We start from the raw sequence: 26,555 nt of genomic DNA on the forward strand, positions 1-26,555 counted from the left end.
GCAGTTTTTTTACTAGCATTAGCATCATTACAAGATGATAAAAATAATCCTATTACCAATAAAAATATAAACAATTTATTCTTTTTCATCATTTTCTCCTTAGATAAAATAAATTAAAATTCAAAGCATCATCATTGCACACTTCAATACAACGTCCACAACGAATACACTCACCAGAACTCACACTCTTACTTTCCTTGCCTACCATATTTAATACTTGTTTTTCAGGACAAATATTAATACAATGATAACACTTAGTGCATTTTTCTGCGTCATATTTAATCTTTAAAAAAGCATAACGCGAGATAATTGCATAAAAAGCACCTAAAGGACAAAAATGCGAACAAGTTGCCCTAGGTGATATAAAGGTATCAATGCAAAAAATGATAAAGGCTACAAAAACCCAAGATGCTTCTCCAAAAATAATGCCTCGATGAACTACGCCTATGTAAGAAAGATTTTCAAAAACAGGCATACTTAAAATAAAGGACATTAATAAAACCAAAGCTAAAATATAATAACGCAAATTCTTACTTAAAATGGCAAATTTACTACTTTTAAAATTAAATTTATTACGCATGAAATTTGCAAAATCTGTAATTAAATTTATAGGACAAACCCAAGCACAAAAAGCACGACCTACAAATAAACCATAAAAAACAAAGATAATAAAGGCTCCTATTAAAGCTGTTACATTTATACCAAAAGAAGCAAGAAGTATTTGTATAACAGCAAAAGGATCACTTAATGGGATTGTAGAAAAAAGCTTTGATGAGCTTAAATTTCCTTTTAAAATAAAATCAGTAGCCCCAAAAGCAAATAAGGCAAGTAGTGAAATTTGCACTATTCTTCTCAAAATTAAGTACTTCATAACAAATCTCCACTATTAAGGTAATCTTGAACCTTTTTTTCATTCAAATTTTTTGTAGTATCAGCATCCTTTACTCTTTTTTGGTCTTCTTCATCCCAACCCCTTACATAATGAGCACCAGCCCTACCTAACACATAAGAACGTGGCAAAACTCTAATAGCAGGAAGTTCAGTAATACAGGCCCTTTCACAAAGTCCACATCCTACACAAAATTCATGGTCTACAACAGGCAATAAAAATGCGTGTTTTGAGGTCCTATCGTTTCTTCTTGTTTCTACCTTTAAGGCCTTATCTATCAAAGGACAGGCCCTATAACAGGCATCACATTGAATTCCCCAATGTGCAACACAACTTGCACTATCTATTATGGCTATTCCCATTTTTGTTGCAAAAATTCCCTTTGGTTTTTCAAGGTATTTTTTATCAAGGGCACCCGTTGGACAATCCCTAATACAAGGGATATCATCACACAAACGGCACGGAACTTTTCTAGCTTCATAAAAAGGAGTGCCTGTTTTTGGGCTATCTAACATAGTAGCAAGTTTTAATGTATCATAAGGACAAGCCTTTACGCAAAGCCCACACCTAATACATTTGCTAATAAATTTTTCTTCATCATCTGCACCTGGTGGTCTTAGATAATAGCTATCATCGCCATTTAAGGCAAGTGTAGCTAAAAATCCACCACCAGCACAAAGACATAGACCTTTAAAAGCTGAATTAAAAAATTCTCTTCTATCGCTCATATTTTTAAGCCTTAGTTATTTTTACCGCACACTTTTTAAAATCTGTTTCATTGGAAAGTGGACAAGTAGCATCTAAACATACTTTATTAATGAAAACATTTTCATCAAACCAAGGCACATAAACAAGCCCAACAGGTGGCTTATTTCTACCACGCATATCAACCTTAGCCTTTACCTTACCACGACGAGATTCTATCCATACTACATCGCCTTGATTTAATTTTAATCTTTCACAATCTTGTTCATTCATATAACAAAAGGCTTCAGGCACAGCCCTATAAAGTTCAGGCACACGCATAGTCATAGTACCACTATGCCAATGTTCTAGTACGCGACCAGTTGATAACCAGAAAGGATAATTTTCATCAGGTCTTTCAACAGCTTTCATAAATGGACGAAAGAATATCTTACCCTTATTTTTAAGTGGGAATTTTTCATCGCCACTTGTTGGTTTAGTTAAATCCCCTCTTTGCAAAGCAGCATTTGCATTTCCATAAAAGGCAAAGTCTGAATTTGGAGCAGCCTTTTTAGCATAATAATCAAAGCGAGTATTAAATCTCCATTGTGTTTCTTTACCATTTACAACAGGCCATCTTAATCCTCTAACCTTATGATAAGTATCAAAGTCTGCTAAATCATGTCCATGTCCTACGCCAAATTTACGATATTCTTCCCAAAGATATTTTTGAACAAAAAAGCCATATCCTTTAAATACCTTACCATCCGGTCCTACAACATTTCTATCATCGCCATTTACTTCTGTATTATCATAGCCTTTCATGATAGGGTCATTTGCAACAAAACTTTTTGCTTCTTTATTTGCAAAAAGTACGTCATAAAGTGTATCTTCTTCGTTATATCCCATAGCCTTAGCCTCTTCTAAAACGCTAGGTATAGTAACCTTATCGTTAATCTTATGTTCTTTCCATACTTCTTTTAACTTAAATCTCTTTGCAAATTCCATTATTTGCCAAGTATCACTCATGGCCGAACCCACTGGTAAAACTTGTTGTTTCCAGTGTTGAGTTCTTCTTTCTGCATTACCATAAGAACCCCATTTTTCATAAATCATAGCAGTTGGCAAGATTAAATCGGCTACCTTTGCAGAAATGCCAGGATAAGGGTCGCTTACTACTATAAAATTATCCATTTCTCTAGCTGCTGCTATCCAGTGATTAGCATTTGCAGTATTATGCCAAGGATTATTTACATGTACCCAAATCCATTTAATTTTTCCATCTTCTAAATCACGCATGATTTTTAGATAAGGGGCACCATTCACTGGATTTATAGTCTTAGCTGGTACCTTCCAAATTTTTTCACTAATTTCTCTATGTTTAGCATTAACAACAACCATATCAGCAGGCAAACGATGACAAAAAGTACCAACCTCTCTTGCAGTACCACAGGCACTTGGTTGTCCTGTTAAAGAAAACGCCCCGTTTCCTGGTTTTGCTTGTTTGCCAAGTAAGAAGTGAACCATATAAGCTTGTTCATTTACCCAAGTTCCTCTTGTGTGTTGATTAAAACCCATAGTCCAAAAGCTAACAACCTTGCGTTTTTTATCTATATATAAATTTGCAAGTTCTTGTAATTTTTTCTTAAAATCTTCTAAACTTTCATTATCGTCGCCCTTAGCTACCTTTGCTACATAATCAAGCGTATAAGGGGCTAAGCCTTTTTTAAAGTCTTCAAAGCTAATTTCCCAATGTGCTGCTGCTTGTGCGGCATGTTTCATTTCAAGCTTATCACCAGCTTTTAAACCAAGGTGAGATAAAGCAACTGCTTCTTCTTCATCAAGGGTTATTGCAAGTTGTTTAGCAACTGTATCTTTTTCGCTTTCTTTAAATTTTGGGTGATTTGGATTAGGTCTCATACCATAGCCAATATCAGCAAAACCCGTAGTAAAAATGCAATGTTCATCTACGAATTTTTGATCAATGGCTTCTGGGTGATTATAAACAATTTCTCTGGCTATATAATTCCAAATAGCTAAATCCGTACTTGGTCTAAAAATAATTTCTATATCTGCAATATGTGAGGTTCTATTAGAAAAGGTGCTTAAATTTACAAGTTTAACCGTGTCAGCATTACTAAGCTTTTTATCGCTTACCCTTGACCAAAGAACAGGGTGCATTTCAGCCATATTAGCCCCCCAAGTTACAATAGTATCGGTTAATTCTATATCATCATAACAGCCTGATGGTTCATCAACGCCAAAGGTTTGTATAAAAGCAACAACAGCAGAAGCCATGCAGTGTCTTGCATTTGGGTCTATGTTGTGAGACCTAAAACCAGCTTTTATAAGCTTGGCAGCAGCGTATCCTTCTTGTATAGTGTATTGACCACTACCAAAAACACCAATGCCTGTAGGTCCTAGTTCGTTATAGGTCTTTTTAAATTGTTTTTCCATTTCATCAATAGCCCTTTGCCAAGAAACTTGTTGGAATTTACCTTTTTTATCGAATTCTCCTTTTGAATTCATACGCAATAAAGGAGTAGTGATTCTATCCTCACCATACATAATCTTAGCATTAAAATAACCCTTAATGCAATTTAAACCACGATTTACTGGTGCAGCAGGGTCTCCTTTTACTGCAACAATCTTACCATTTTTTCTAGCTATTAAAATACCACAACCCGTTCCGCAAAAACGACAAACTGACTTATCCCACTCCCAATCTTCCTTTGTACTTGCTGCAAAGCTTGGTACACTAAGTCCTGCAACGCTTGCAGCACTAGCAACAGCAGTGTTTTTTATAAAATCTCTTCTATTCATCATCGTTTTTTAACCTTTCTTGAATAAATTTTAATAGTAAAATATTTTAAAATATCAAATTTAAATTCTAGCTTAAATTTACAAGAAAAGAATAAAAAAAACTCCCTATTTATAGGACTTTTTTTATATTATATCTAAAAAGAATAATAATATAAGTAAATTCATTTTTAATGAAATTTTGATAAAAGATAAATAAAAATTTAATTTTTAAAACAGCTTTTTTTCAAAATCTTGTAAATTAAAAACTACAAAACAAAAATATAAATTTATCTTATATCAAAAAACTTAAAATCTAATTTATATAAGTATATTTTATTTAAATTTCACATAATTTATAAGCATACTTAAGAAAAATGCTAAAAAGTTTCAAAATTTTTTAATTTCCAAAACTTTTTTCTAGTTCCAAATAATTTAAAGGCTTGTTTACGTCAAGCACATTACTATCATCAACTTGAGGCAAATCAGCTAGGCTTTTAGTTTTATTTTTTGATGGATTTAAATTGCTAAAATCATAATCCTTTGGGTCTTGATTTTGAATTTTTTCTTTCATCTCAGGGGTAAGCTTAGGTATATTTAAAGAATCAGCACTTATATCGCTACTATCTTCATCAGTGATTATATCAGGTACCTTTGGACTTTGAATTTGTGGGATAGTTATATTATCTATTGTCTTTTTTAGTTCAGTACTTTTTTTACTTTCAACCGCCTCACTACTTTCCAAAAAACGTTTAAATTCTTCAATATCAAATTTTTCAATCCCATTTAAGACCAAAATATACATATCTTCAAGCTTTATTTTATACTTTTTTTCTATAAATTTACTTAGAGTTTTTTTAAAATTATTCTTGCCAAGTTCAGTAAAGATATCTTCATAAAAGAAGCCAGAAATCACCGTATTAACGCTATCAATTAGCTTTTTTCTATCATCTTTGCTAAGATTATCTGCTTCAAATTCTAAGGATATTGAAATTTTTTTAAGTGAATTTGTTCCACTCTTTGAGTATAAATCAGTTCTTAAATCATTGATTATTAAGGTATTAAGCTTAGCATAAGCACAAAGGCAAAACACAAGCATTATAATAATTTTTTTCATTGAAAATCCTCATCTACATCTAAGTTTTTAAACTTATGTATTTTATAAAAATCTTGTACGCTTGGATTAACATTTTTTTTATTACTAAAAATAAAATCAAATTTATTAGAATTTGGAAAAATAATTTTAAAAGAATCTGGATTTGGATCCTTTGCCCTTGAAAGTGCGACATAAAGTTGACCAAAATCAAAAATATTATTAATATTACAAGCTAATTTTTCTATGCTCATGCCTTGAGATTTATGAATGGTTAAAGCATATGCTAATTTTATTGGAAATTGTGAAAAACTAACACTAGAACCTATTTCATCCTTTGTCATTTTAAAAGCATATCTTTCAAGCTGTATTATAGTGCCATCTGATTTTTTAATTTTAATCCAAGCTTCTCCATCTTCATCTTGTTCACAAATTTCAATAACTTCGCCTTGTTCTCCATTATAATAATTTTCTTCAAGATTGTTCACACAAAAAATAATTCTAACCCCTTTTTTTAATTTAAGTTCGATAGGTATTTTTAAATTCTTATCTATCCACTTATAAAGGTCTTTTTTGTCAATTTTTTCAAATATTTTAGGTTCAAATATAAAGCAAGTACCTTCAAGTGAATTAAGTTTTTGTTCGTTAATAAAATCAGCAGGTTTATTTGTGCTATAAAGAATAGTAAAATTATTATCTAAGCTATCTGTACAAGTTGGATGAATTACACGTTCTTTAAAATAATTTATTAATTGTAGGCTTATTTCGTACTTTCTTAACTGAGATAAATAATCATAAAATTCTTTGTCTTTTGTTCTTTTTGAAGTGGTTAGTCCCAAATAAACTAAATTTAATTTTTCCCAAAAATCAGAATTAAAGGCATAATTTTTTTCTATATTATCACTTTCTTCTTCCTTATATTGTTTTTCCACTGGTGGTAATTGATAAAAATCGCCCACTATTAAAAATTTACCTTTAAAACAAGAATCACAACGGTAAGCTATCATATCAAAAAGTTCTTTGCTTACCATTGAAATTTCATCAATGATTATTAAATCTATACTTTCTAAATAATTGTTTAAATCATCTATACGATCTTTATAATTTTTATCTTGTACTAAAAGCTTATCTAAATTCTTACAAATACCAAAATAAAAAAATCTATGTAGGGTTTTCCCACCTATATTAACAGCACTCATAGCAGTTGAACCTAGTGCTTCTACTTTTTTACCATTGTTTTTATACTCTTCTTTTATCTCTTGTGCAAGATAAGACTTGCCAACACCAACACCACCACTTAGAAAAACATTATTTTCTTTTAAAATTTTATCTAGTTTATCAAGCATTATAATCCTTATAGTATAATTATAACTATTTTTTGTAACCAAAGGATTTTAATGAAATATTTTTTATTATTTTTTTTACTATTTTTCGTAGCTTGTTCGAGTAAAACTACGCAAAATCAAGAATTAAGTTTAAACACCACTCAAGAAGTAAGTTTAGAAGAAATTAGCCAACAAGAAGAAGCTGAAGAGATTTTAAGTGAAGAAGAAAAAGAAATAGAAAAAAAGCACTATACAGGTTTAGAATTTGAACAAAATGTTTCGATATTACCAATACTACAAACTAGTTTTAAAAATAATTCACAAAATTACAAAAGCTATTTTTTTAGACCATGGCATAGTAGCTTTAAAAATATTAAGTCAAAAAATCTCTTTTGGTCCTTTAAATCATATAAAAATCCTAAAAATAGATATTTTTTCTTTAATAAACAAAGAATTCCAAAATCCTGGTTTAACACGCAGATTAATAACGCAAATATAAAGGCCTTTGGTAGCGTTAATAAAAAGGCTTTGATTATACAAAATACCATGCTTAAAAATTTTCCTACAACTCAAGCTATTTTAAAAAATCCTTTCTTTGAAAATGAAGGAATTCCGTTTGATTATGCAAATGATAATGTATTAAATGCTGGTTCGCCTGTATTAATTTCTCATTATACAAAGGATAAAAAATTTGCTTATGTAATGGCAGAAAGTGGCTTTGGCTTTGTTTTAACAAAGAATTTAGAACTTTTTACTGATACTAGGGCTAATACCTATGAGAATTTAAATTTTATAACGCCTATAAAAGAAAAAGTACCAGTTTATTCTGAAAATAATAAATTCTTTTTTGAAACAAGAATAGGCGCCATTTATCCGTATTATAAAAGCGATGATAAATTTTATTATGGAAAAATAGGACCTAAAAAATATAAAATTTCTAAAAAAAATGCTCAAAAATTTCCTATAAGCTTTCAAGAATTAAATGTTAAAAATCAAATTTCTCAAATGCTAAGTTTGCCTTATGGCTGGGGAGGTTATGCATTTGAAAGGGATTGTTCTATGTTAACTCGTGAATTTTTTACAGCCTTTGGCATTTATCTACCTAGAAATTCAGCTTCGCAAAGTAAATTTGCAAAAAATTATGATATAAGTTTTTTAGATAATGAAAGAAAAAAAGAATTTATTAGAATGTTTGCAAAGCCTTATTTGACCTTAATGTACTTAAAGGGGCATATTATGCTTTATATTGGCCAGATAGACAACGAACCCTCTGTTTTGCATAGTGTTTGGGGTTTAAGAAGAGGTTCAATGGGGCATGGACGTTTTTTGATTGCAAAAAGTGCCTTAACTACCTTGGAGATAGGAAAAGGCTTGATAAGCCCTGAAAATTCGCTTTTATATAGACTTAAAGAACTTTCTTTTGTAAATTTGGACGAGGACGAACAAATGGAGATTGAAAATTATCTTGATAGTATTAAAAATTTAAATGTTTCAAAATAAAGGAAAAAATTATGATTTTCGTAGATGCATGTTTTAAAAAAGAAACACCTTATACGCCTGTTTGGATGATGAGACAGGCTGGTAGGTACTTGCCTGAGTATATGCAAGTAAGGCATAAGGCAGGGGATTTTTTATCTCTTTGTAAGGATTATAAAAAAGCTAGTCAAGTAAGCTTGCAACCTGTTGAAATTTTAGGCGTTGATGCTGCTATTATTTTTTCTGATATCTTAGTTGTACCACTTGAAATGGGAATGAATTTGCGTTTTGAAAAAAACGAAGGACCCGTTTTTGAAAAGCCAATTAGCACAGAAAGTGATATAGAAAGGCTTGAAGTTGGAAACTGCGTTCAAAAGTTGCATTATGTTTATGATGCTATAAAATTAACAAGGGAAAAACTAGCAGAAGATAAGGCCTTGATTGGTTTTTGTGGGTCAGCTTGGACCATTGCTACTTATATGATTGAAGGAAGAGGTTCAAAAAATTATGCAAAATGTAAAAAAATGCTTTATCACCACCCTCACCTTTTACACGAACTTTTACAAAAGATAAATTTAGCACTTAAACTTTTTTTAAAAGAACAAATTAACGCCGGGGCAAATGCTATTCAAATTTTTGATAGTTGGGCAGGGGCTTTAGAAGAAAAGGCCTTTTATGAATTTTCTTTTCCTTATATGCTTGATATTGCAAAATTTATTAAGGATAAATATCCACATGTACCTGTTATTTTGTTTCCAAAGGGCATTAGTGGCTTTATAGATAGGATACATGGGAATTTTGACGTACTTGGCATTGATTGGAGTACGCCTTTACATGTAGTAAGGGATTTATTAAGCGATAAATACACACTTCAAGGCAATATGGACCCTTGTCGCTTATACGATAAAAGGGCTATTAAAAATGGGGTTGAAGAAATTTTAGAGATAATGAAAGGTAAGAATCATATCTTTAATCTAGGGCATGGAATTTTACCTGATATTCCTGTTGAACATGCAAAGTATTTTATAAAGCTAGTACAAGAAAAATCGCAAAGATGAAACTTGTCTTTGGACCTGTAAATTCAAGACGTTTTGGGCTTTCTTTAGGGGTTGATTTAAGCCCCTTTACTAAACAATGTAATTTTGATTGCGTGTATTGTGAGCTAAGCCCTAAAAAGCCTATGATTGCACAAAATCAAGTAGTAGAAGTAGATGAAATTTTAAAACAAATCAATGATACCTTAAAAAGTGGAGTAGAATTTGATTTTTTAACCCTAACTGCAAATGGAGAACCAAGCCTTTATCCACATTTAAAAGAGTTAATTCTATCCTTAAAAAAAAGCTTAAAGAATAAAAAAATTTTAATATTAAGTAATGGAACAGCTGTTTTAGATGAGAATAAATTTAATACCTTGCTTTTATTTGACGTGGTTAAATTTAGCCTTGATAGCGCAATACAAAAAACTTTTTATAGGATTGATAGGGCGTTAAAAGAGATAAATTTAGAACTTTTAATAAAAAAAATGGCTGATTTTCAAAGAACTTTCAAAGGCGAGTTAGTAATGGAAATTTTAGTAGTTAAGGGCTTAAATGATAATGAAAAAGAATTTTTAGCTCTCAATAAAGCCCTAGCAAAAATAAAGCCTTTAAGGGTTGATATAAGTTCAATTGATAGGCCTCCAGCTTATGCAGTAAAGAGGGTTAGTGAAGAAAGATTAAACGAATTAGCCACCCTTATAAACTCAGTGCCTGTTTTAATAGCAAAAAGAACTTATAATAAACAAAGCCTTGAATTTAGTAAGGAAGAATTGCTTAAATCCTTACACTTAAGACCACAAAGCGAACTTGATATAAATGCCCTTTTTAGCGATAAATCAAAACAAAATTTAGAACTTTTAATAAAAGAAGAAAAAATAAAAATTTTAGATTTAGCCGGGATTAAATTTTATAAGGCATAAAAATTTAAGGCACAATTAAATCACTTCTACACTCAATAATAGTTTTTACATTGCCTCTTGGATTAAAATCCCCTACTACCTTAATCCATTTTGGTTTTAATTTATTTTTCAATGTTTCATAAATTTCATTTATACTAGCCTCGTGGCTTATGTGTTTGTTTAAAAAAGAATTTATATAAAGCTTTAAGGCCTTTAACTCAACTACTAATTTATCTGGCATATATTCTAAATAAATAGTAGCAAAATCAGGGTAACCACTTCTTGGACATAAACAAGAAAACTCAGGCAGGGTAATTTTAATCAAATAATCGCTTTTCATGTCACTTGGCCAGGTTTCTAAATCCTTATCAACATTAAATTCTTTAATCTCTTTTTCACCATATCTCATAACTATCCTTTTTTAACGCCTTCTAATAAATTTTTAAGTATTAATTTTCCTATTTCAACGCCTGGCTGGTCATAGGTATTAATGCCAAGCATTATTCCACAAAGTGAAGTAAAAAGTTCATAATAATACATTAAATACCCACAATGCCACGCATCAAGCCTTTCAAGTTCTATAACATCCACGCTTAAATTTTCAGCTATTAAGGCATGCATAGTAGCATCACATTGGGCATTTAATAAATCATGCAAACTTACATTATTGCTTAAAGAATCTAAAAATTTAAAGCAAATATTAGGAATATGTAAGGATTTTGTAGAATCTTTAATCTTTAAAAAGGTTATAGTTTTATTTTTTGGTCCATCCATTATGAGCTGTAAAAAACTATGCTGGTCTCTTGCCCCTATTAATGCAATAGGCGTTAAACCTATCCTTTTATAGCCTTGCTTTTTACCAAGACTTTCAGCAATAAGCTGTATATACCACTCATTAAAGCCCTTAAAGGCATCACTATAACTAAATAATACATTGATATTTGCGTTTTTATGCGTACAATAATGATAAGCTTTTTGTAACAGCTCATCTTTTTTATGCTTAAAAAAATCTTCAAAACAAGCCTTAGCTCCTTGCAAAAGACTATTTGCATTATAGCCACAAAAACAAAGTGGCACAATCCCAACAGCTGAAAGTATGCTAAAACGACCCCCTACATTATTTGGGATAAAAAAGCATTTAATGCCTAAATTCTCGCTTTCTTTGTGTAGTTTTGAATTTATATCTGTGATAAAGACAAAGTATTTATGAAAATCTACTTCTTTTATATTAAAATGTGCGATAATTAATTTAAAAAGTGAAATAACCTCTATGGTAGAACCTGTCTTTGAAGTGATTAAAAAAAGGCTATTTTCAAGGCTAATTTGTTTTATGATCTCTAAAAAAGAATGAGAAGAGGTATTATCAAGTATAAAAAGTTTTCTATCATTTTGCTTTTCATCAAAAAGCATATCTCTTAAAGCCTTTACACCACAGCTAGAACCACCCATTCCAACTAAAACTATGTTTTTAATATGTTCTTTACCTTTGATAAATTCTAAGCTTTCATTAACTAAAATTTGACTTGTATCTGTTAAATGATAATACCCCACCTCCCCACTTTCTAACTCATCATTTATGCGACTTGCATAAGCACTTATTGTACTTAGTGGAAAATTATCAAAATAAAGGGTATTTTTAAACATTTTTTTTGTAAAAATAATTAGTAGCTTCTACAAAGCCATCAAGGCTTCCACAATCAAAACGTTTTCCTTGAAATTTATAAGCTAAAACCATGCCATTAGTAGCCTGTGCTAAAAGTGCGTCAGTTAGTTGAATTTCTCCACCCTTACCAGCTTTAGTATTTTCTAAAATTCCAAAGATATCAGGGGTTAAGATATAACGACCTATGATTGCAAGATTGCTTGGGGCTTCTTCAATGCTTGGCTTTTCAATCATAGAATTTACCATTATTAAATTTTCTTCTACCTCGTTTCCACTAATGATTCCATAGTTTCCAACTTGGTCCTTTTCAATCTCCATAACAGCTACTATCGTACAACGATATTTTTCAAAAATTTTAACCATTTGCCCCATTACACCCACACCTTCTTCATTAATGCATAAATCATCAGCCAAAACAACCCCAAAGGCCTCGTCTCCTACTAGAATTTTGCCCTTTAAAATAGCATCTCCTAAGCCTTTCATCTCATTTTGTCTAGTAAAGGTAAAAGAACAACGATTAATAAGAGTGCGAATTTCACTTAATAAATATTCTTTTTTAGTGCCTGAAATTTGGTGTTCTAACTCATAAGATATATCAAAATAATCCTCTAATGCCCTTTTGCCTCGCCCCGTAATAAAACCCATATTATCCATACCAGCTTCTAAGGCCTCGTCAACTCCATAGTGGATTAAAGGCTTTGTTAAAATAGGTAACATTTCCTTAGGTAGTGCTTTTGTTGCTGGTAAAAAGCGAGTTCCATAACCAGCAGCTGGAAAAATGCAAGTTTTAAGCATAATTTATCCTTATGAAAAATCTTTAAAAATTATAACAAATTTAAATCAATGTTTTATTTTCTTTGAAAAGATATTTATAAAGTAAATTGCTAAAATGGCAAAAAAACAACCTATTATAGTGCTTGTGCTTGGCACCTCATTAAGCACTATAAAGCTAATTAATAAAGCACTTATAGGCGTGATTAAAACAAAGGAATTTGCCTTTTTTGAACCAAGTTTATGAACGCCATAATAATAAATACTAGTACCAATTATAGTAGATAAAAAAGCCAAAGTAAACATAGCTAGCCAAAATTTAAAATCATAAGAAAAAATTTCATAGCTTTGTACTTTAAATAAAAGTGGACTAAAAATCAAAAAAGAAATGAGATTAACATGAAAATTTACACTTAAAGCGTTAGTACTGTTTGTTTTGTAAGTTAAAATTGTCCCACCTGACCAAATTAAGGCACAACATAAAAAAAGCATATTAAAGGGACCAAAAAGCTCGTTGAATTTGCTAATATCAAATAAAAAAAGCCCTGATATCAAGCCAAGGCAAAGTCCAAAAATTTCACTTTTTTTAAGTTCTATTTTTTCCTTTTTGATAAGCTTTACATGAAAGATAAAAAATAAATAAGAAAAAATAGGAATCATGGTATTTACAATCACTCCACCCCTACCAGATGCCCCGTAATTTAAGGCTGTAAAAAGCAATAAAACATAAAGGCTATTAAAAATTCCAGCCAAAAGAACCCATTTAAAAATATGTCTATCTATGCGAAGTTTAATTTTAAAAATAAATGCTAAAAAAATACTGCCTATAAAAACAAAGAAAAATCTCCATAAGGTAACTATATCAGCACTTGTATAGGATATTAAAATCTTAGAACTAGCCCAAGAACTACCCCATAAAAACATAGCCAAAACAAGCAAGAAAAAAAGTGTGTATTCTTTCATTTTTATACTTAATCTTAAAATTTAAGCTAGAATAATAGCAAAAATTTAATCATTCTTAATAAAAATTTATTAAAGGATAAAAAATATCTTTTAATATAAACTTATTTTAATATTTTTTTCTATATCATTTTAAAATTAAAAAAAAGGTAAAAATTATGGAATTATTACAAATTTTAAAGTCTTGTGAGCTAAAGGCAACGCCTCAACGTCTTTGCGTTTTAAAGATTTTAAAAAGGCACGAACACCCAAATATAGATGAACTTTATAGTGAGATTAAAAAAGAGTATCCGTCTATTTCCTTAGCCACTGTTTATAAAAATCTTAATACCCTGCAAGAACAAGGCTTAGTAGTTGAGATAAATGTAGCCAATCAAAAAACTTGCTATGATATTTATGAAGAAAAGCACATACATATCATTTGCCAAAGTTGTGGGCATATTAGCGATATGAGTTTTGAAGAGGCTCAACTTGATGCTTATCAAGAAAAATTAGAGAAAAAAATAGGAAATTTTATAGAACACTTAGGACTTTGTGCCTATGTGAAAACTTGCAAAAAATGTCAATAAGCTTTAAGGAAAAAAGGTTAAAATAACGCAATTTATTTTAGGTTATTTTAATGGTTTATGAAATTCAAAAGATTTTTTTGCTTAATGATTTTTCTTTGATTACAAATTTAAATAAAGATGGAATTAACTTTAAAACTTGTAATATTAACTTTTTTTATACAAAAATTTCTAAAAATGAAAGTTTGAAATTTTATAAGATTGATGATAAATACTTTAAAAAACATATCTTTGAAGGCGATTTTTTAGAAGAAGAAAGAAACCAAATAACAAAAAAGGAATTTAAAGACGCTAAGAAAAATGCTCTTACAAAGCCTTTAAATAAAATAAGCTATATGTTTAATTTTTGTTCTTTTAAGGCTTTTATTGAAGTTTATGAGAGTTTAAATCTTTGTTTATTGCGTGTATTTTTTTCAAATTTAAAGGATAGTGAAAATTTTAGTTTGCCTAGTGAATTTAAGGCAAAAAAGAAATTAAGCTTAAATGAGTTTTGTTCTAAAAAATTAAGCTTATATGGAAATGAGTTTATAGACTTTGACATAGACAAATGCTTTAAAATAATAGAAAAAAATCAAAATTTCACCCTAAATTTTCCAAGTTCAATTAAGGCCTTTGATGGTTTTAGAATCTTTTTATTTTACCTTTTTAAAAAGCTTAAATTTTTTTGGAGTACTTCTTTGCAAGAAAAAAAAGAAGAAGATTTTGCAAATTTGCAATTATACGCAAAGAAGCTTTTTATCGTTCTTTCAAGCTTTGATGATATCTTTGATAAAAGATTAAGTCAAAACTTAGCACTTAAATTTAAAGACCTAGCTCAAAAAACAAAAAGCATTTTAAATCAAAATGAAAAAAAAGAAGAGGCCCTGCTTTTTTTGCTAAGTTCTGATAATTTAAATGACTTATTTAGTGATTTTGATACCTTTATAAAAGAGGGTTTGTTTTACGAGGGACAAAAAAAGGATTATTTTTTTAAGAATTTAATAGCCTTGCAAATTCGTAAAAAATTGATTATTTTCAAAAAGACCCTTAAGGATGATATAAATTTTGACCTAGAATTTAAATATAGTGAGTTAAAAATTTTACTTGAATTTTTTGCTTATTTTTTTGATTTAAAAAGTTTAAATAAACTGCATAAAAAATATTTTTCAAAAAGTATGAAAAAATTTTTAAATAAAATGCAAACTAGGCAAGATAAGTTTTTTACTCTCATTAGCAAAACAAATAAATATTTAAGAATTTACAAGGGACTTTAATGCAAAAGCAAGATAAAATCATACAAATGTTTAATCAAATCGCACCGACTTATGATAAAGCAAATAGAATTTTAAGTTTTGGCATTGATATAAGTTGGAGAAAAAAGGCTTGTAATAGGGTCTTAAAATTATATGAAAAAGATGATTTACATATCATAGATGTAGCCTGTGGAACGGGGGATATGATAGCCATTTGGCAAGAAAGTGTAAAAAAATTAGGTAAAAAAATAAGTTCTTTACGTGGAGTTGACCCAAGTAGTGCTATGTTAAGTGTTGCAAGTAAAAAATTTGAAGATATAGAATTTATCGAGGCTATGGCACAAAATTTACCTTTAAAAAGCGAAAGTGCTGATATTATGAGTATAAGCTATGGAATTCGCAATGTTGTAGATAGAAAAGAGGCCTTAACTGAATTTGCCAGGGTTTTATCAAAAAATGGAATTTTTTTAGTATTAGAGTTTACAAAACGCGAAAAGGGTGGCTTTATAGCTATGTGTAGGGACTTTTATCTAAAAAATATTTTGCCAAATTTAGGTGCTTTTATAAGTAAAAATAAAAATGCTTATGAATATTTGCCAAATTCCATTGATGAATTTTTAAGTGAAAATGAATTTATCGAAGAACTTAAATCAATAGGCTTTGAAATTTTAGAAACTAAAAATTTTAGTTTTGGCATAAGTTCTATGTTTATAGCGAGAAAAAAATGACAGTTAGTGAGCTTAATCAAAAGGCGAAAAGCTACTTAGAATCAAATTTTAATAACATAAATTTACAAGGCGAGGTTTCTAAGTTTACAATCCATTCTTCAAATCACTGGTATTTTACCTTAAAAGATAAAGAATCTAGCATTAGTTGCGTAATGTTTAGTTCTCTTAATTATAAAATGGATTTTGTACCTAGTATTGGTGAGTTATTAGAACTTAATGGAAAATTGAGTGTTTATCCAGCAAGTGGAACCTATCAATTTGTAGTTTCACATATACAAAAGGCGGGCAATGGCGAGTTAGAGGCTCGTTTTTTAGCCCTTAAAAAAAGATTAGAAAAAGAAGGGCTTTTTGAGAAAAAACAAGCCTTGCCAAAATTTCCAAAAAGCATAGGAATAATTACTTCAAAGACCTCGGCAGCATTGCAAGATATGTTAAAAATCATAAGGCAAAAAAATAATTTTTTATCAAAAATTTATATTTTTAACTCTCTAACTCAAGGAAACGAGGCCCCAAATTCTTTGATAAAAGCACTTCAAAAGGCTGATAATTTTAATCTTGATTTAATCATTATAGCAAGAGGAGGAGGTAGCAGGGAAGACTTATTTTGCTTTAATGATGAAACTTTGGCTAGAGAAATTTTTAAGGCTAAGACACCTATAATTTCAGCTATTGGGCATGAGATTGACTATGTGATTAGCGATTTTGTAGCTGATTATAGGTCACCAACTCCAAGTGTTGCTATAAATGTGGCGATTACTTCAAGGGATGACTTAGAACAAGGCTTAGATTTAATGTATAATAATTTAGACAATGTTTTTAAAATTTTCATTAAAAAAAGAGAAAGTGAACTTGCAAATTTATGGAAATTTTTCAAGGTTAATTCTTTGCCAAAGAGTATACAAGCACAATTAAACTACAATGAAAATTTATTTAAACAAATGAAATGTGCAATAAATAACAAGCTTAAACAAACAGAATTTAAACTTGAAAGCTTAGAAAATGCCTTTTTGCAATATGAAAGCTTTTTTAAAAAAAGCAAGGATTTAATATCCATTACAAAAAATGGCAAGGTGCTAAATTTAAGTAAGTTAAAAACAGGCGATGAGATAGAACTTCACTCACAAAATGAGCATAAAAAGGCTAAAATTTTATAAGGAGAAAAGATGAGAAAAATTAATTTTAGTGCAGGTCCTTCTACCCTGCCAGTTAGCATTTTAAAACAGGCACAAGAAGAATTATTTGATTATCAAAAACAAGGTTTTTCTATAATGGAGATTAGCCATAGGACAAAAATCTTTGAAGAGGTGCATTTTAGTGCTATGAATGGGGCTAAAAAATTATATGGCTTGGGAGATGATTATGAAGTGCTTTTCATACAAGGAGGTGCTAGTTTACAATTTGCCATGGTGCCTATGAATTTAGCAAATAATGGCGTGTGTGAGTATGCAAACACTGGCATTTGGACTAAAAAGGCCTTAAAAGAAGCAAGTATTTTAAATATAAATCACAATATAGTAGCAAGTAGCGAAAATGAAAATTTTAGCTATATCCCTGAGATTAAATTTAGCGATAATGCTGATTATGCTTATATTTGTTCAAATAACACTATATATGGTACCCAGTATAAAAACTTGCCTCAAACAAAGGCTCCCTTAATCATAGATGCATCAAGTGACTTTTTCTCAAAAAAACTTGATTTTAAAAATATCGGTCTTTTATATGGAGGTGTGCAAAAAAACGCTGGAATTTCTGGCCTTGCTTGCGTTATCATTAGAAAGGATATGATTAAAAGATGTAAAAATAAAAATATACCAAGCATGTTAAAATACTCAACTTATAGCGAAAATCAATCCTTATTTAATACCCCGCCAACCTTTGCTATTTATATGTTTAATCTTGAAATGAAGTGGCTTTTATCAATGGGTGGACTTGATAAGATTAATAAAATCAACGAAGAAAAGGCTAAAATGCTTTATGATTGCATAGATGAAAGTAATGGCTTTTATAAGGGTCATGCTAGAAAAGATAGTAGGTCTTTAATGAATGTTAGCTTTAATATACCAGAAAATAAAGACTTAGAGGCAATCTTTGTAAAAGAAGCAGAATATAATAACATGATAGGATTAAAAGGACATAGACTGCTTGGTGGCATTAGGGCTAGTATTTACAATGCCTTAACCTTGCAAGATGTAAAAACACTATGCGAATTTATGAAAGAATTTGCTAAAAAGGCTTAAAAATGAAAGCTGTTTTAACTACCTTGCTAGAAGAAAAAAAGCTTTTTATAAAAAATTGTTTGTATGATTATACACAGGTAAATTTTACCTATCATTCTAATAAGATTGAGGGTTGTCAGCTTGATTTTTATCAGGTGGCTGAGCTTTTTGATAAGGATTTTTTTACTAGTGATAATGCCCAGATTATTAAATTAAACGATATTTTTGAAACTATTAATCACTTTAAAGCCTTTGATTTTATACTAGATAATATCACAAATAATCTAAGCATTGAATTTATAAAAGAACTTCATTTTATAATAAAGCAAAATTGCTACAATGCAAAGGTTATAGGTGATTTTAAGCAGTGCGAAAATATAATGGGAAATATTAGAACCACCCCTGTAAAACTCGTACAAGCCGAGCTTGAAAAGCTTTTAGATGAGTATAATAAAAAGCAAATAGACTTAAATGGTATAATAGATTTTCATTATAAATTCGAACGCGTACACCCCTTTGAAGATGGCAATGGCAGGGTAGGACGTTTGTTAATGTTTAAAGAATGTCTAAAAAATAATATCATGCCCTTTATTATAAAAGATGAGATTAAAACGCTTTATTATAGGGGTTTAAGCGAGTATATTAATAATAAAAATTTTTTAAGACAAACTTGTTTATCTTGTCAAAATGATTATAAGATTATTTTTAAAGAATTTGAGATTATAGAGTAATTAAGTAATAAAACCATTTTTTAGCTTTGAAAATATATTTCTTTATAATGATAATGTTTTAAATAAAAATCTTATATCGCCAAATTTGCTTGATTTAATCATTACCTCCCCACCTTATAATGTAGGCATTGAATATGGCTTAGATGATGATACAAAGGATTATAATGCTTATTTAAAATGGTCTTGCAAGTGGATTAAAAATTGTTATTTTTGGTTAAAAAGTGGTGGTAGATTTTGCCTTAATATACCCCTTGATAAAAATAAAGGAGGCCAGCAAAGCGTGGAAGCTGACCTTACTCAAATTGCTAAAAAAATAGGTTTTAAATATCATAGTAGCATTATTTGGAACGAAGGAAACATTTCAAGGCGTACGGCTTGGGGAAGTTGGCTAAATGCTAGTGCACCTGATGTTATAGCACCTGTAGAACTTATAGTTGTACTTTACAAAGATGAATGGAAAAAGCAAAATAAGGGGATAAGTACTATAACAAAGGATGAATTTATGGCTTGGACAAATGGCTTATGGTGTTTTAATGGAGAATCTAAAAAACGTATAGGACACCCAGCACCCTTTCCAAGAGAACTTCCAAAAAAGTGCATAAAGCTTTTTTTCATACAAGAATGATTTAGTATGCGACCCATTTAGTGGAAGTGGTACTACAATGATAGAAGCCTATAATAACGATAGGAAATTTATAGGAATTGAACTTAATGAGAAGTATTGCAAGTTATCTAAGCAAAGATTTGAAAATTCTATGCAAATAATTAAATAAAAATGTCTCAACTTGATTTAATAATGGAATTTTTTAAGAACAACCCAAATAAAAATTTGCATACCCCAGAAGTAGTTGATTGGATTAATAAAGAGTGGTTAAAACGAACCGGTAAAATTTTTCGCGACCCTGATAGAGGAATTAGGAGTTTATATCAAAAGGGATATTTAAAAAAGATTGATAAGGGAATTTATAGGTATGACCCAAATTCTATAAATTTGCGTAATGATTTAAAAGATTTTAGCCCAAAACTTAAAAAACAAATTTTAGAACTAGATAATTATAAATGCATGGTTTGTGGAATGAGCATAAAAGAAGGGGTAGAACTTCAAGTAGCCTACATTAAAGCTAAGGATTTAGGTGGCACAACGCTGCTAGAAAATGGGCAAACACTTTGTTCAAAACATAATTTTTTAAAGAAAAATTACAAACAAACAGAACTTGGCAAAAAAATATTTATAAGAATGTTAAAAAATGCTAAAAAAGCAGGACATAACAAACTTATAGCTTTTTTAGAAGACATTTTAAAGGTTTATGAAAAACATAATATTGATACACACATTTCAAGCTAAAACTCAAATTTTTGAATTTCTAAGCCCTTATGAAGTTCGGCTTTAATGTGAGTTAGATAAAAAACAGCAAAATTTATATCTTTTGGGTCTTTAAAGCGAGTTTTATTTTGATTGATAAATTCTTGTTTTAAGCTTAAATCATCGCTAAATTTAATCTTAGCATGAAGTCTAAGCCATGTAAAATCCTTAGCGCAAACACAAATACATATAAAGGGATTTTGACAAAGTTGTTCATGCATTGCCTTATTTTTATTCATACAATAACAAAGCTTATTTTTTATTAATAAAAAACTCCCAATAGGTCTTGAAATAGGTTTTTTATCACTACTAGTACTTAGAATTTGGATAGGATTTTCTTTTAAAAACGAAGTAATTATTTCCAATGAATTCATTTAATCTATGCCTTGATTTTTCATAAAAAATAAATTATCCAAAAGCCTTGACTCATCGCCCTTGCCCTTGCTTTTATAAAAACGAATATCCTTGCTTATGTATTTTTGATTAACCCAGCCTCCAAAATCGTGAGGATAAAGGTATTTTTGCTTTTGAGGGCTATTATTATCAAGATAGGCTGGAATTTCAAGTGCTTTATTGTTTTTTACAAAATTTAAGGCCTCATCAATTCCCATATAACTTGAATTTGATTTTATAGCACTTGCAAGATAAACCACGCATTGACCTAGTAATATTCTAGCCTCTGGATAGCCTATATTTTTTACGCCTATTAGGGTATTAATGGCTAAATTTAAAGCGTTTGTATCTGCGTTTCCTATGTCTTCACTTGCAAAAATTACCAAACGTCTAGCTATAAAATCAGCACTTTCCCCATCATTTATAAGTCTAGCCAAATAATACAAACTCGCATCAACATCACTTCCTCTCATGCTTTTAATGAGAGCTGATATTAAAATATAATGCGTATCCTTACTTGAAACACCCTCGCTTTGCATAGTAGGACGCAATCTTTTAAGATTTGCAAGGCTTATGTGCCTGTCATCAAAAACTAGCACAAATTCAAGCAAATTCAATACAGCCCTTGCATCTGCACTCTTTAATAAAAATTCCCTTGCATCTTCATCCATGCTAAAATTTAATTTATTTTGTACCCTTAAAAGTAGTTTTTCTAAATGCGTATAATTTAAGGGCTTAAATTCAAAAAGCATACTCCTACTTCTTATGCCTGAACTTAGCACAAAATAAGGATTTTCCGTACTTGCCCCTATGATAATGAAGCGATAATTTTCCATAGGGATTAAAAGCATTTCTTGTTGAGTTTTGCTAAGTCTGTGAATTTCATCTATGAAAATTAAGGGCTTATAAAGGCTTTCGCTATAACGATTTATGATAGTTCTTAGGCTTTCAAGCTTAAAATTTCCTCCATCAAATTCGTAAAAATCAAGCCCAAAGGCATTAGCGACAACTCTAGCAAAGGTAGTTTTTCCACAACCTGCAGGACCAAAAAAAATGCTATGAGGAAGTTTTTTCATATCAATAAATTTTTCAAAAACCTCAACCAAGCTTTCCTGTCCTAAAATTTCATCTAAATTTTTAGGTCTAAATTCAAGGGCTAAACTTGTCACCTTTTGCCTTTAACTAATAAAACCACTCGCTATAACCTTATCTTTATCATAAAATACTGCCATTTGACCACTTGCTAAACCATAAAGTGCTTCTTTTAACTCTATCTTAGCTCTTAAATTCTCATCAACGCTAACCACACAAGGAACGCTTTTTGAACGATATCTAATCTTAACTTCGCACTCAAAATCCTTTAAAGGCGTAAAAAGATTAATACTTTCAAGTATGAAATTTTCTATCTTTAATTCTTCTTTATTGCCTACTATAAGTTCGTTTTTATGTGGATTTATTTTAAGCACGAAATGAGGTTCGTGTGCCCCTTTTACTTCAAAACCCCTTCTTTTTCCTATAGTATAGTGCATATAACCTTCATGCTTTCCTATAATCTCGCCCTTTGAATTTAAAACCTTGCCAGGAATTTTAGTATCCATAAACTCATCCAAAACCTTTACATAGCTATCTTCAACAAAGCAAATTTCAGAACTTTCCTTTTGAGTAGCAAAACTTTTTAATATCTCAATACCAGCTGCAAATTTTTTAACCTCTTCTTTTTTTAATTCACCAAGTGGAAAAATAAGGCTTTCAAGGGCTTCTTTTTGAGCATTTGCTAAAAAATAGCTTTGGTCCTTGCTTTCATCAAAGGCAGTTTTAATAAAGCCATCTTCAATCCTTGCATAATGCCCTGTAGCTAGTTTATCACAACCTAGACTTTTTGCAAATTCCAAAAGCTTTCCAAGCTTTATAAAACGATTGCATAAGGCACAAGGATTAGGCGTTTTGCCCTCTTTATAGGTATTTACAAAGGGCATGTAGACTAGTTCTTTAAAATCATCTTGCAAATCTAATACATGATAAGGAATTTGTAAATAAGAAGCTACTTTTTGAACCTTTTGTATATTTTCTTCGTGATAATTTGGCTTGCCGTGCAATCTCATATAACAGCCTATTACTTCATGTCCTGCATTTTTAAGTTTATAAGCACTCACAGAACTATCCACACCACCGCTCATAGCGACTAGAATTTTCATAATTTTTCCTTTAAAGTTTTTATTATAAAATCTAAGTCGTCAGTGATTTCATACTTTAACTCGTCTCCTTTTGAGATAGTATTTAGTTTAAGTAAAGAATTCCTGACAAACGCGTCAAAGCCTTGCCAAAATTCTTTCCCAACTAAGAAAATAGGAACATCTTTTTTGAAATTTAACTGCTTTAAAGTTAGAATTTCGCATAATTCATCAAGTGTTCCAAAGCCACCGGGAAAAATCACAAAAGCGAGACTCTTTTCGATAAGAGCCATTTTGCGAATGGTTAGGCTTTTAAAAATCATATTATATTCTAAAAAGTTATTAGAATGTTGTTCGTGGGGTAAAATTATATTAAAACCAGCAGAAAGGGTTTTATCTTTGTGATTATCCCTAGAATTTGCACCCTCGTTTGCAGCTTGCATAATGCCACCGCCCCCACCACTAATAATGCAAACTCCAAGCTCAGCCAAAGCTTTTGCAAGTTCTTTTGATTTAATATAATAAATATTATCCTTTGATAATCTTGCAGAACCAAAAAAAGTAACGGCTTTTGAAAATTTAGGAATTTCTTTGAATTTATCAATATCCGCGTAAAATTCCCTCATCTTAGCTGTTCAAGCCTTTCTTTTTTGCTACCTATTTCTGTGATTTGAACGCCAAAGTTTCCATCGACTATAACAACCTCGCCATAGGCTATTCTTTTGTCTCCTATTAAAATTTCTAAAGGATCGTTTGCAAGTTGATTTAATTCCACAACTGAACCTATATCCATTGTTAGCACATCTTTTAAAAGCATTTTTTTATTGCCTATGCGAACGCGAACTGGCAAACGAACATCCATAATAAGCCCGATATTTCTTAACTCTTCGCTTATATTTATGCCCTTATCGCCATTTTTATCGCTATGTGCACTATTTTCTTCCTGGATATTATTAATAATATTATAAAGTTTTTGGTCAACCGTTAAAGAAAGCTGTTCGTTTAAATCTTCTACCTTTACATCAAAAAAATATAATTTTATATAATCTTTTAAATCAGGCTGTTCTTCTATAAAAGAACATTCAATCAATTCAAATTCAAGCTTAGGAATATCTTTTTGTGCACCAACTGAGGTAGTAAAGGCTGAGATTATATTTTGAAAAACTTCCTTAGCTGCATCCATCTCATCAGCCCCAAGTTTGTCATTTTTAGTTATTTCTTCTTCGCCCATCATCCATTCACCTATAGCACTCATTAAAACAGCACCTGCTAAAATAGTCATTTTGCCCTTAGGTTTTACATTAAAACTAGCCCTTACAAGAGGTGGTTTTAAAGTATCTTGCGATGATACATCAAATTCTTTATAATCACTAAATTCAGCCGATTTTCCGGTCAATCCCTCAATAGTACTAGTACATTCATTTGTAAATAATGTTAAAAAATCACTTGTCATATTTCTTCTTCCTCGCTTTCATCAACTTCGTTATATCCACTTGCCTTAGCCCTTCTTTCTTCTTCGTATTGTTCAAGGATTTCTTTAATCTCATCTTTGTCAGTACGTATTAATTCTATAATCTTAATAGTCTTTCTAAAACGATGAAGTCCAATTTGTGCTAAGAAAACATCCTTTTTATCGATACTTACAATGGCCTTATCATCAGCTTGTCTATCAAGCCTTAAAATATCTCCTTGTTGCAATTCTAAAAATTCATTTACATTTATTATAGTCTTGCCTAAAATAACCTCATAAATGATTTCTGCACGACCGATTAATGTTTTTAATTCTTTATTTCTTGATTTTTTAGCCGAGGTTTCACCCATCATAATATCGCGATTTGCCAAACGACTTAAAATACTTTCTAAGTGCACGACAGGATAGCAAATATTAACCATACCACTTGAATTTCCTATGATAATCTCCATAACAACCATTATAATAATTTCGTTTTGTGATACGATTTGAACAACATTTGGACTTGATTCTTTTGCCTCTATACTTGGATAAATTTCAGTTACGGTTGACCAACTTTCCTTTAATCTTTGCATAACTATACGCAAGATACTATCTAATAAATTTAACTCAATATCAGTAAGTTCTCTAGATGCCTCGTAACTATCACCCTGTCCTCCTAAAAGCCTATCTATCATAGGAAAGGCTATACTTGGATTTATTTCTAAAACACAGTTTCCATCAAGAGGTTTTATAGAAAAAACATTGAAGCTTGTAGGGCTTGGCAAGGACATAAGAAATTCACCATAGGTCATTTGGTCCACAGAATGTAATTTTGTCTCAACTATACTTCTCATCATAGATGAAATTTGAGAAGCTAGATTTCTTGCCAATTTATCGTGTATACCCTTAATCGTTCTAAGCTGTTCTTTTGAAACCCTATTTGGACGTTTAAAATCATATACTACTATATTTCTGGCATCTTTTTCTTCTTTTGAAGCAACGGGCGTGTCAGAATTATCATCGACAACCTCAAGTAGGGCGTCAATTTCTTCTTGGGAGAGTATTTCTGCCATTAGGACAACCTTTCTCTAAGCTTTTTAAGAAGTTTTTTATGAATTTGTGAAATTCTACTTTCACTTATCTCTAAAATTTCACTTATCTCTTTAAGATTAAGCTCCTCATAATAATAAAGCTGAATAATTAACTTATCTCTTTCTTTTAAATCATCTAAAACTTCATTTATCTTATCTATAAGCTCTTCTTTTTCTATCTTTTCTAAAGTATCATCTTCATTATAAAGTTCCATTTGTTCATCAATAGGCAAGGTATAGCTAATCGCATGGGCTGTTCTTACCTCTTTAATCTTATCAAGTTCTAAGTCTAGCTTTTTAGCTAAATACTCATCATCGGGCTCACATTCATGTTCTTGGTAATACTCATTTATTAAATTATCAATATCCTTTATAATCTTTCTATTATTTCTACTCATTACATCAAGGCTACGCAAATAATCAAGCATAGAACCATTAACCCTTTTTCTTGCAAAACCCCAAAAATTATCATTTTGTTCTTTATCATAACGTCTCGATAATTTTATCATTTCCTCAACACCCACGCTTATTAAATCATTAACATCTATGTTTGATGGCAAACGTTCTTTTAAACGAAAGGCCATAGCCCTAAGGGCTGGCATATAAGCTAAAACAAGGTCATCTTGCTGCTTTTTAATGATTTGTGTATAAGGATTATGAGGCGTTTCGTTTTGCATTCTTCCTTCTTTCCCTAAGCTCATTTTTCTTTAATTCTTCACGTTCTTCGTTTAATTTTTCTAAGATTATATCCATTCTTTTTTCGCGTAAAACTAGGTCATTTATAATAGAATTATTTGTCTTTTCATAATCATGCTTATCAAAAATACGTCCACTTATCCTCTTCATATCCACAAAATTCATAATAGAAATATGAACAAAGACATAAAACATAAAGGTTATAAACAAGGTAAACATTAAAATATCAAAGGCATCATCAAGACTTGCAACACTAAAAATAATGCCTACAAAAAAGCCACAAGCTGTAAAAAATGCTACATAATTTTCTGGTCTCATA

General features: G+C 30.4%; 27 protein-coding genes and 1 pseudogene. 11 read left to right on the forward strand and 17 right to left on the reverse strand.

The genetic code is table 11. The annotated features are described in order from the left end of the window. Positions 1-88: 88 nt before the first annotated feature. The 5 genes from napH to FMM56_RS05530 form a co-directional block, all read right to left on the reverse strand. Positions 89-871 (reverse strand): quinol dehydrogenase ferredoxin subunit NapH, encoded by a 783-nt coding sequence (gene napH / locus FMM56_RS05510; RefSeq protein ID WP_150180566.1) that lies wholly within the window; start codon positions 869-871, stop codon positions 89-91. Then, on the reverse strand, positions 868-1,617 hold the full coding sequence (napG, locus tag FMM56_RS05515) for a ferredoxin-type protein NapG (protein WP_150207980.1): 750 nt from the start codon (positions 1,615-1,617) through the stop codon (positions 868-870). The genes napH and napG overlap by 4 nt, the downstream gene beginning before the upstream one ends. A gap of 4 nt (positions 1,618-1,621) precedes the next feature. Then, a complete protein-coding gene (gene napA / locus FMM56_RS05520; protein ID WP_150140808.1) occupies positions 1,622-4,396 on the reverse strand; it encodes a periplasmic nitrate reductase subunit alpha in 2,775 nt (924 codons plus the stop codon). A 376-nt stretch (positions 4,397-4,772) separates the two neighbouring features. Beyond that, positions 4,773-5,489 carry a hypothetical protein gene (locus FMM56_RS05525; protein WP_150151194.1) on the reverse strand — a complete coding sequence of 239 codons (717 nt, stop codon included), beginning with the start codon at positions 5,487-5,489 and terminating at the stop codon, positions 4,773-4,775. Continuing rightward, positions 5,486-6,811 carry an ATP-dependent RecD-like DNA helicase gene (locus FMM56_RS05530; protein ID WP_150140524.1) on the reverse strand — a complete coding sequence of 442 codons (1,326 nt, stop codon included), beginning with the start codon at positions 6,809-6,811 and terminating at the stop codon, positions 5,486-5,488. Before FMM56_RS05530 ends, FMM56_RS05525 begins: the two co-directional genes overlap by 4 nt. 51 nt (positions 6,812-6,862) lie before the next feature. Here FMM56_RS05530 and FMM56_RS05535 point away from each other — a divergent pair, with 51 nt between their 5' ends. Genes FMM56_RS05535 through FMM56_RS05545 form a run of 3 tightly spaced genes read left to right on the forward strand, consistent with a single transcriptional unit; the run spans position 6,863 to position 10,223 of the window. Next, on the forward strand, positions 6,863-8,290 hold the full coding sequence (locus FMM56_RS05535; protein WP_150140522.1) for an SH3 domain-containing C40 family peptidase: 1,428 nt from the start codon (positions 6,863-6,865) through the stop codon (positions 8,288-8,290). 11 nt (positions 8,291-8,301) lie between these two features. After that, positions 8,302-9,324: a uroporphyrinogen decarboxylase gene (gene hemE / locus FMM56_RS05540; RefSeq protein ID WP_150140520.1), complete on the forward strand. Its 1,023-nt coding sequence runs from the start codon at positions 8,302-8,304 to the stop codon at positions 9,322-9,324. Continuing rightward, positions 9,321-10,223: a radical SAM protein gene (locus FMM56_RS05545; RefSeq protein WP_150140518.1), complete on the forward strand. Its 903-nt coding sequence runs from the start codon at positions 9,321-9,323 to the stop codon at positions 10,221-10,223. The genes hemE and FMM56_RS05545 overlap by 4 nt, the downstream gene beginning before the upstream one ends. 4 nt (positions 10,224-10,227) lie before the next feature. Here FMM56_RS05545 and queF read toward each other — a convergent pair whose 3' ends face one another. From queF to FMM56_RS05565, 4 genes are read right to left on the reverse strand one after another with little or no spacing between them, the layout of a single operon-like run. Continuing rightward, positions 10,228-10,611 (reverse strand): preQ(1) synthase, encoded by a 384-nt coding sequence (gene queF / locus FMM56_RS05550; protein WP_150140516.1) that lies wholly within the window; start codon positions 10,609-10,611, stop codon positions 10,228-10,230. A 2-nt stretch (positions 10,612-10,613) separates the two neighbouring features. Next, the gene (locus tag FMM56_RS05555) at positions 10,614-11,846 is read right to left on the reverse strand and encodes a glucose-6-phosphate isomerase (RefSeq protein WP_150207984.1); all 1,233 of its coding nucleotides are present in this window, start codon (positions 11,844-11,846) and stop codon (positions 10,614-10,616) included. Then, entirely contained in the window at positions 11,839-12,660 is an 822-nt protein-coding gene (galU, locus tag FMM56_RS05560) for a UTP--glucose-1-phosphate uridylyltransferase GalU (protein WP_150207986.1), read from the reverse strand. Before galU ends, FMM56_RS05555 begins: the two co-directional genes overlap by 8 nt. A gap of 45 nt (positions 12,661-12,705) precedes the next feature. Continuing rightward, entirely contained in the window at positions 12,706-13,599 is an 894-nt protein-coding gene (locus FMM56_RS05565; protein ID WP_150207988.1) for a DMT family transporter, read from the reverse strand. Between the two features lie 155 nt (positions 13,600-13,754). Between FMM56_RS05565 and perR the strand changes: the two genes are divergently transcribed. From perR to FMM56_RS05605, 8 genes and pseudogenes are all read left to right on the forward strand, one after another. Then, positions 13,755-14,165 (forward strand): peroxide-responsive transcriptional repressor PerR, encoded by a 411-nt coding sequence (perR, locus tag FMM56_RS05570; protein WP_150140508.1) that lies wholly within the window; start codon positions 13,755-13,757, stop codon positions 14,163-14,165. A 50-nt stretch (positions 14,166-14,215) separates the two neighbouring features. Further along, the gene (locus tag FMM56_RS05575; RefSeq protein ID WP_150140506.1) at positions 14,216-15,415 is read left to right on the forward strand and encodes a hypothetical protein; all 1,200 of its coding nucleotides are present in this window, start codon (positions 14,216-14,218) and stop codon (positions 15,413-15,415) included. Continuing rightward, positions 15,415-16,122 carry a bifunctional demethylmenaquinone methyltransferase/2-methoxy-6-polyprenyl-1,4-benzoquinol methylase UbiE gene (gene ubiE, locus FMM56_RS05580; RefSeq protein ID WP_150140504.1) on the forward strand — a complete coding sequence of 236 codons (708 nt, stop codon included), beginning with the start codon at positions 15,415-15,417 and terminating at the stop codon, positions 16,120-16,122. The genes FMM56_RS05575 and ubiE overlap by 1 nt, the downstream gene beginning before the upstream one ends. Beyond that, entirely contained in the window at positions 16,119-17,276 is a 1,158-nt protein-coding gene (gene xseA / locus FMM56_RS05585) for an exodeoxyribonuclease VII large subunit (protein ID WP_150207990.1), read from the forward strand. Before ubiE ends, xseA begins: the two co-directional genes overlap by 4 nt. A 9-nt stretch (positions 17,277-17,285) precedes the next feature. Further along, positions 17,286-18,359, forward strand: coding sequence for a phosphoserine transaminase (gene serC, locus FMM56_RS05590; RefSeq protein ID WP_150207992.1), 1,074 nt, complete (start codon positions 17,286-17,288; stop codon positions 18,357-18,359). Positions 18,360-18,361: 2 nt separating this feature from the next. After that, entirely contained in the window at positions 18,362-19,069 is a 708-nt protein-coding gene (locus FMM56_RS05595; RefSeq protein WP_150140498.1) for a Fic family protein, read from the forward strand. 7 nt (positions 19,070-19,076) lie between these two features. Continuing rightward, positions 19,077-19,842 (forward strand): annotated as a pseudogene (locus FMM56_RS05600) (DNA-methyltransferase). A 23-nt stretch (positions 19,843-19,865) separates the two neighbouring features. After that, entirely contained in the window at positions 19,866-20,414 is a 549-nt protein-coding gene (locus tag FMM56_RS05605; RefSeq protein WP_223811474.1) for an HNH endonuclease, read from the forward strand. Here the strand turns inward: FMM56_RS05605 and FMM56_RS05610 are convergent. From FMM56_RS05610 to FMM56_RS05645, 8 genes are read right to left on the reverse strand one after another with little or no spacing between them, the layout of a single operon-like run. Continuing rightward, positions 20,411-20,806, reverse strand: a complete 396-nt coding sequence (locus tag FMM56_RS05610) for a pyridoxamine 5'-phosphate oxidase family protein (RefSeq protein ID WP_150140494.1) — start codon at positions 20,804-20,806, stop codon at positions 20,411-20,413. The two genes, FMM56_RS05605 and FMM56_RS05610, sit on opposite strands and share 4 nt — an antisense overlap. Further along, complete coding sequence (locus FMM56_RS05615; protein ID WP_150140492.1) at positions 20,807-21,994, reverse strand: replication-associated recombination protein A; 1,188 nt, start codon at positions 21,992-21,994, stop codon at positions 20,807-20,809. Positions 21,995-22,003: 9 nt separating this feature from the next. Further along, entirely contained in the window at positions 22,004-23,020 is a 1,017-nt protein-coding gene (gene mnmA, locus FMM56_RS05620; protein ID WP_150140490.1) for a tRNA 2-thiouridine(34) synthase MnmA, read from the reverse strand. Beyond that, on the reverse strand, positions 23,017-23,622 hold the full coding sequence (locus FMM56_RS05625) for a TIGR00730 family Rossman fold protein (protein WP_150140488.1): 606 nt from the start codon (positions 23,620-23,622) through the stop codon (positions 23,017-23,019). Before FMM56_RS05625 ends, mnmA begins: the two co-directional genes overlap by 4 nt. Then, complete coding sequence (gene fliY, locus FMM56_RS05630; protein WP_150140486.1) at positions 23,619-24,449, reverse strand: flagellar motor switch protein FliY; 831 nt, start codon at positions 24,447-24,449, stop codon at positions 23,619-23,621. The genes FMM56_RS05625 and fliY overlap by 4 nt, the downstream gene beginning before the upstream one ends. Then, positions 24,446-25,522, reverse strand: a complete 1,077-nt coding sequence (gene fliM, locus FMM56_RS05635; RefSeq protein ID WP_150140484.1) for a flagellar motor switch protein FliM — start codon at positions 25,520-25,522, stop codon at positions 24,446-24,448. Before fliM ends, fliY begins: the two co-directional genes overlap by 4 nt. Then, positions 25,522-26,217 carry an RNA polymerase sigma factor FliA gene (locus tag FMM56_RS05640; protein ID WP_150140482.1) on the reverse strand — a complete coding sequence of 232 codons (696 nt, stop codon included), beginning with the start codon at positions 26,215-26,217 and terminating at the stop codon, positions 25,522-25,524. The genes fliM and FMM56_RS05640 overlap by 1 nt, the downstream gene beginning before the upstream one ends. Continuing rightward, positions 26,195-26,554 (reverse strand): hypothetical protein, encoded by a 360-nt coding sequence (locus FMM56_RS05645; protein ID WP_150140480.1) that lies wholly within the window; start codon positions 26,552-26,554, stop codon positions 26,195-26,197. The genes FMM56_RS05640 and FMM56_RS05645 overlap by 23 nt, the downstream gene beginning before the upstream one ends. Position 26,555: the final 1 nt, after the last annotated feature.

The organism is Campylobacter sp. LR264d (assembly GCF_008633895.1).
In the GTDB taxonomy this organism is placed as follows: domain Bacteria; phylum Campylobacterota; class Campylobacteria; order Campylobacterales; family Campylobacteraceae; genus Campylobacter_D.

Bases quoted from the DNA above. Each gene is read 5' to 3' on its own strand.
- FMM56_RS05530 (WP_150140524.1), bottom strand. From the start codon at position 6,811: ATGCTTGATAAACTAGATAAAATTTTAAAAGAAAATAATGTTTTTCTA.
- perR (WP_150140508.1), top strand. From the start codon at position 13,755: ATGGAATTATTACAAATTTTAAAGTCTTGTGAGCTAAAGGCAACGCCT.
- napA (WP_150140808.1), bottom strand. From the start codon at position 4,396: ATGAATAGAAGAGATTTTATAAAAAACACTGCTGTTGCTAGTGCTGCA.
- napH (WP_150180566.1), bottom strand. From the start codon at position 871: ATGAAGTACTTAATTTTGAGAAGAATAGTGCAAATTTCACTACTTGCC.
- fliM (WP_150140484.1), bottom strand. From the start codon at position 25,522: ATGGCAGAAATACTCTCCCAAGAAGAAATTGACGCCCTACTTGAGGTT.
- queF (WP_150140516.1), bottom strand. From the start codon at position 10,611: ATGAGATATGGTGAAAAAGAGATTAAAGAATTTAATGTTGATAAGGAT.
- hemE (WP_150140520.1), top strand. From the start codon at position 8,302: ATGATTTTCGTAGATGCATGTTTTAAAAAAGAAACACCTTATACGCCT.
- FMM56_RS05645 (WP_150140480.1), bottom strand. From the start codon at position 26,554: ATGAGACCAGAAAATTATGTAGCATTTTTTACAGCTTGTGGCTTTTTT.
- FMM56_RS05555 (WP_150207984.1), bottom strand. From the start codon at position 11,846: ATGTTTAAAAATACCCTTTATTTTGATAATTTTCCACTAAGTACAATA.
- FMM56_RS05525 (WP_150151194.1), bottom strand. From the start codon at position 5,489: ATGAAAAAAATTATTATAATGCTTGTGTTTTGCCTTTGTGCTTATGCT.
- FMM56_RS05545 (WP_150140518.1), top strand. From the start codon at position 9,321: ATGAAACTTGTCTTTGGACCTGTAAATTCAAGACGTTTTGGGCTTTCT.
- FMM56_RS05535 (WP_150140522.1), top strand. From the start codon at position 6,863: ATGAAATATTTTTTATTATTTTTTTTACTATTTTTCGTAGCTTGTTCG.
- galU (WP_150207986.1), bottom strand. From the start codon at position 12,660: ATGCTTAAAACTTGCATTTTTCCAGCTGCTGGTTATGGAACTCGCTTT.
- serC (WP_150207992.1), top strand. From the start codon at position 17,286: ATGAGAAAAATTAATTTTAGTGCAGGTCCTTCTACCCTGCCAGTTAGC.
- FMM56_RS05595 (WP_150140498.1), top strand. From the start codon at position 18,362: ATGAAAGCTGTTTTAACTACCTTGCTAGAAGAAAAAAAGCTTTTTATA.
- ubiE (WP_150140504.1), top strand. From the start codon at position 15,415: ATGCAAAAGCAAGATAAAATCATACAAATGTTTAATCAAATCGCACCG.
- FMM56_RS05565 (WP_150207988.1), bottom strand. From the start codon at position 13,599: ATGAAAGAATACACACTTTTTTTCTTGCTTGTTTTGGCTATGTTTTTA.
- FMM56_RS05610 (WP_150140494.1), bottom strand. From the start codon at position 20,806: ATGAATTCATTGGAAATAATTACTTCGTTTTTAAAAGAAAATCCTATC.
- fliY (WP_150140486.1), bottom strand. From the start codon at position 24,449: ATGACAAGTGATTTTTTAACATTATTTACAAATGAATGTACTAGTACT.
- FMM56_RS05640 (WP_150140482.1), bottom strand. From the start codon at position 26,217: ATGCAAAACGAAACGCCTCATAATCCTTATACACAAATCATTAAAAAG.
- mnmA (WP_150140490.1), bottom strand. From the start codon at position 23,020: ATGAAAATTCTAGTCGCTATGAGCGGTGGTGTGGATAGTTCTGTGAGT.
- FMM56_RS05575 (WP_150140506.1), top strand. From the start codon at position 14,216: ATGGTTTATGAAATTCAAAAGATTTTTTTGCTTAATGATTTTTCTTTG.
- xseA (WP_150207990.1), top strand. From the start codon at position 16,119: ATGACAGTTAGTGAGCTTAATCAAAAGGCGAAAAGCTACTTAGAATCA.
- FMM56_RS05605 (WP_223811474.1), top strand. From the start codon at position 19,866: ATGGAATTTTTTAAGAACAACCCAAATAAAAATTTGCATACCCCAGAA.
- napG (WP_150207980.1), bottom strand. From the start codon at position 1,617: ATGAGCGATAGAAGAGAATTTTTTAATTCAGCTTTTAAAGGTCTATGT.
- FMM56_RS05625 (WP_150140488.1), bottom strand. From the start codon at position 23,622: ATGAGGGAATTTTACGCGGATATTGATAAATTCAAAGAAATTCCTAAA.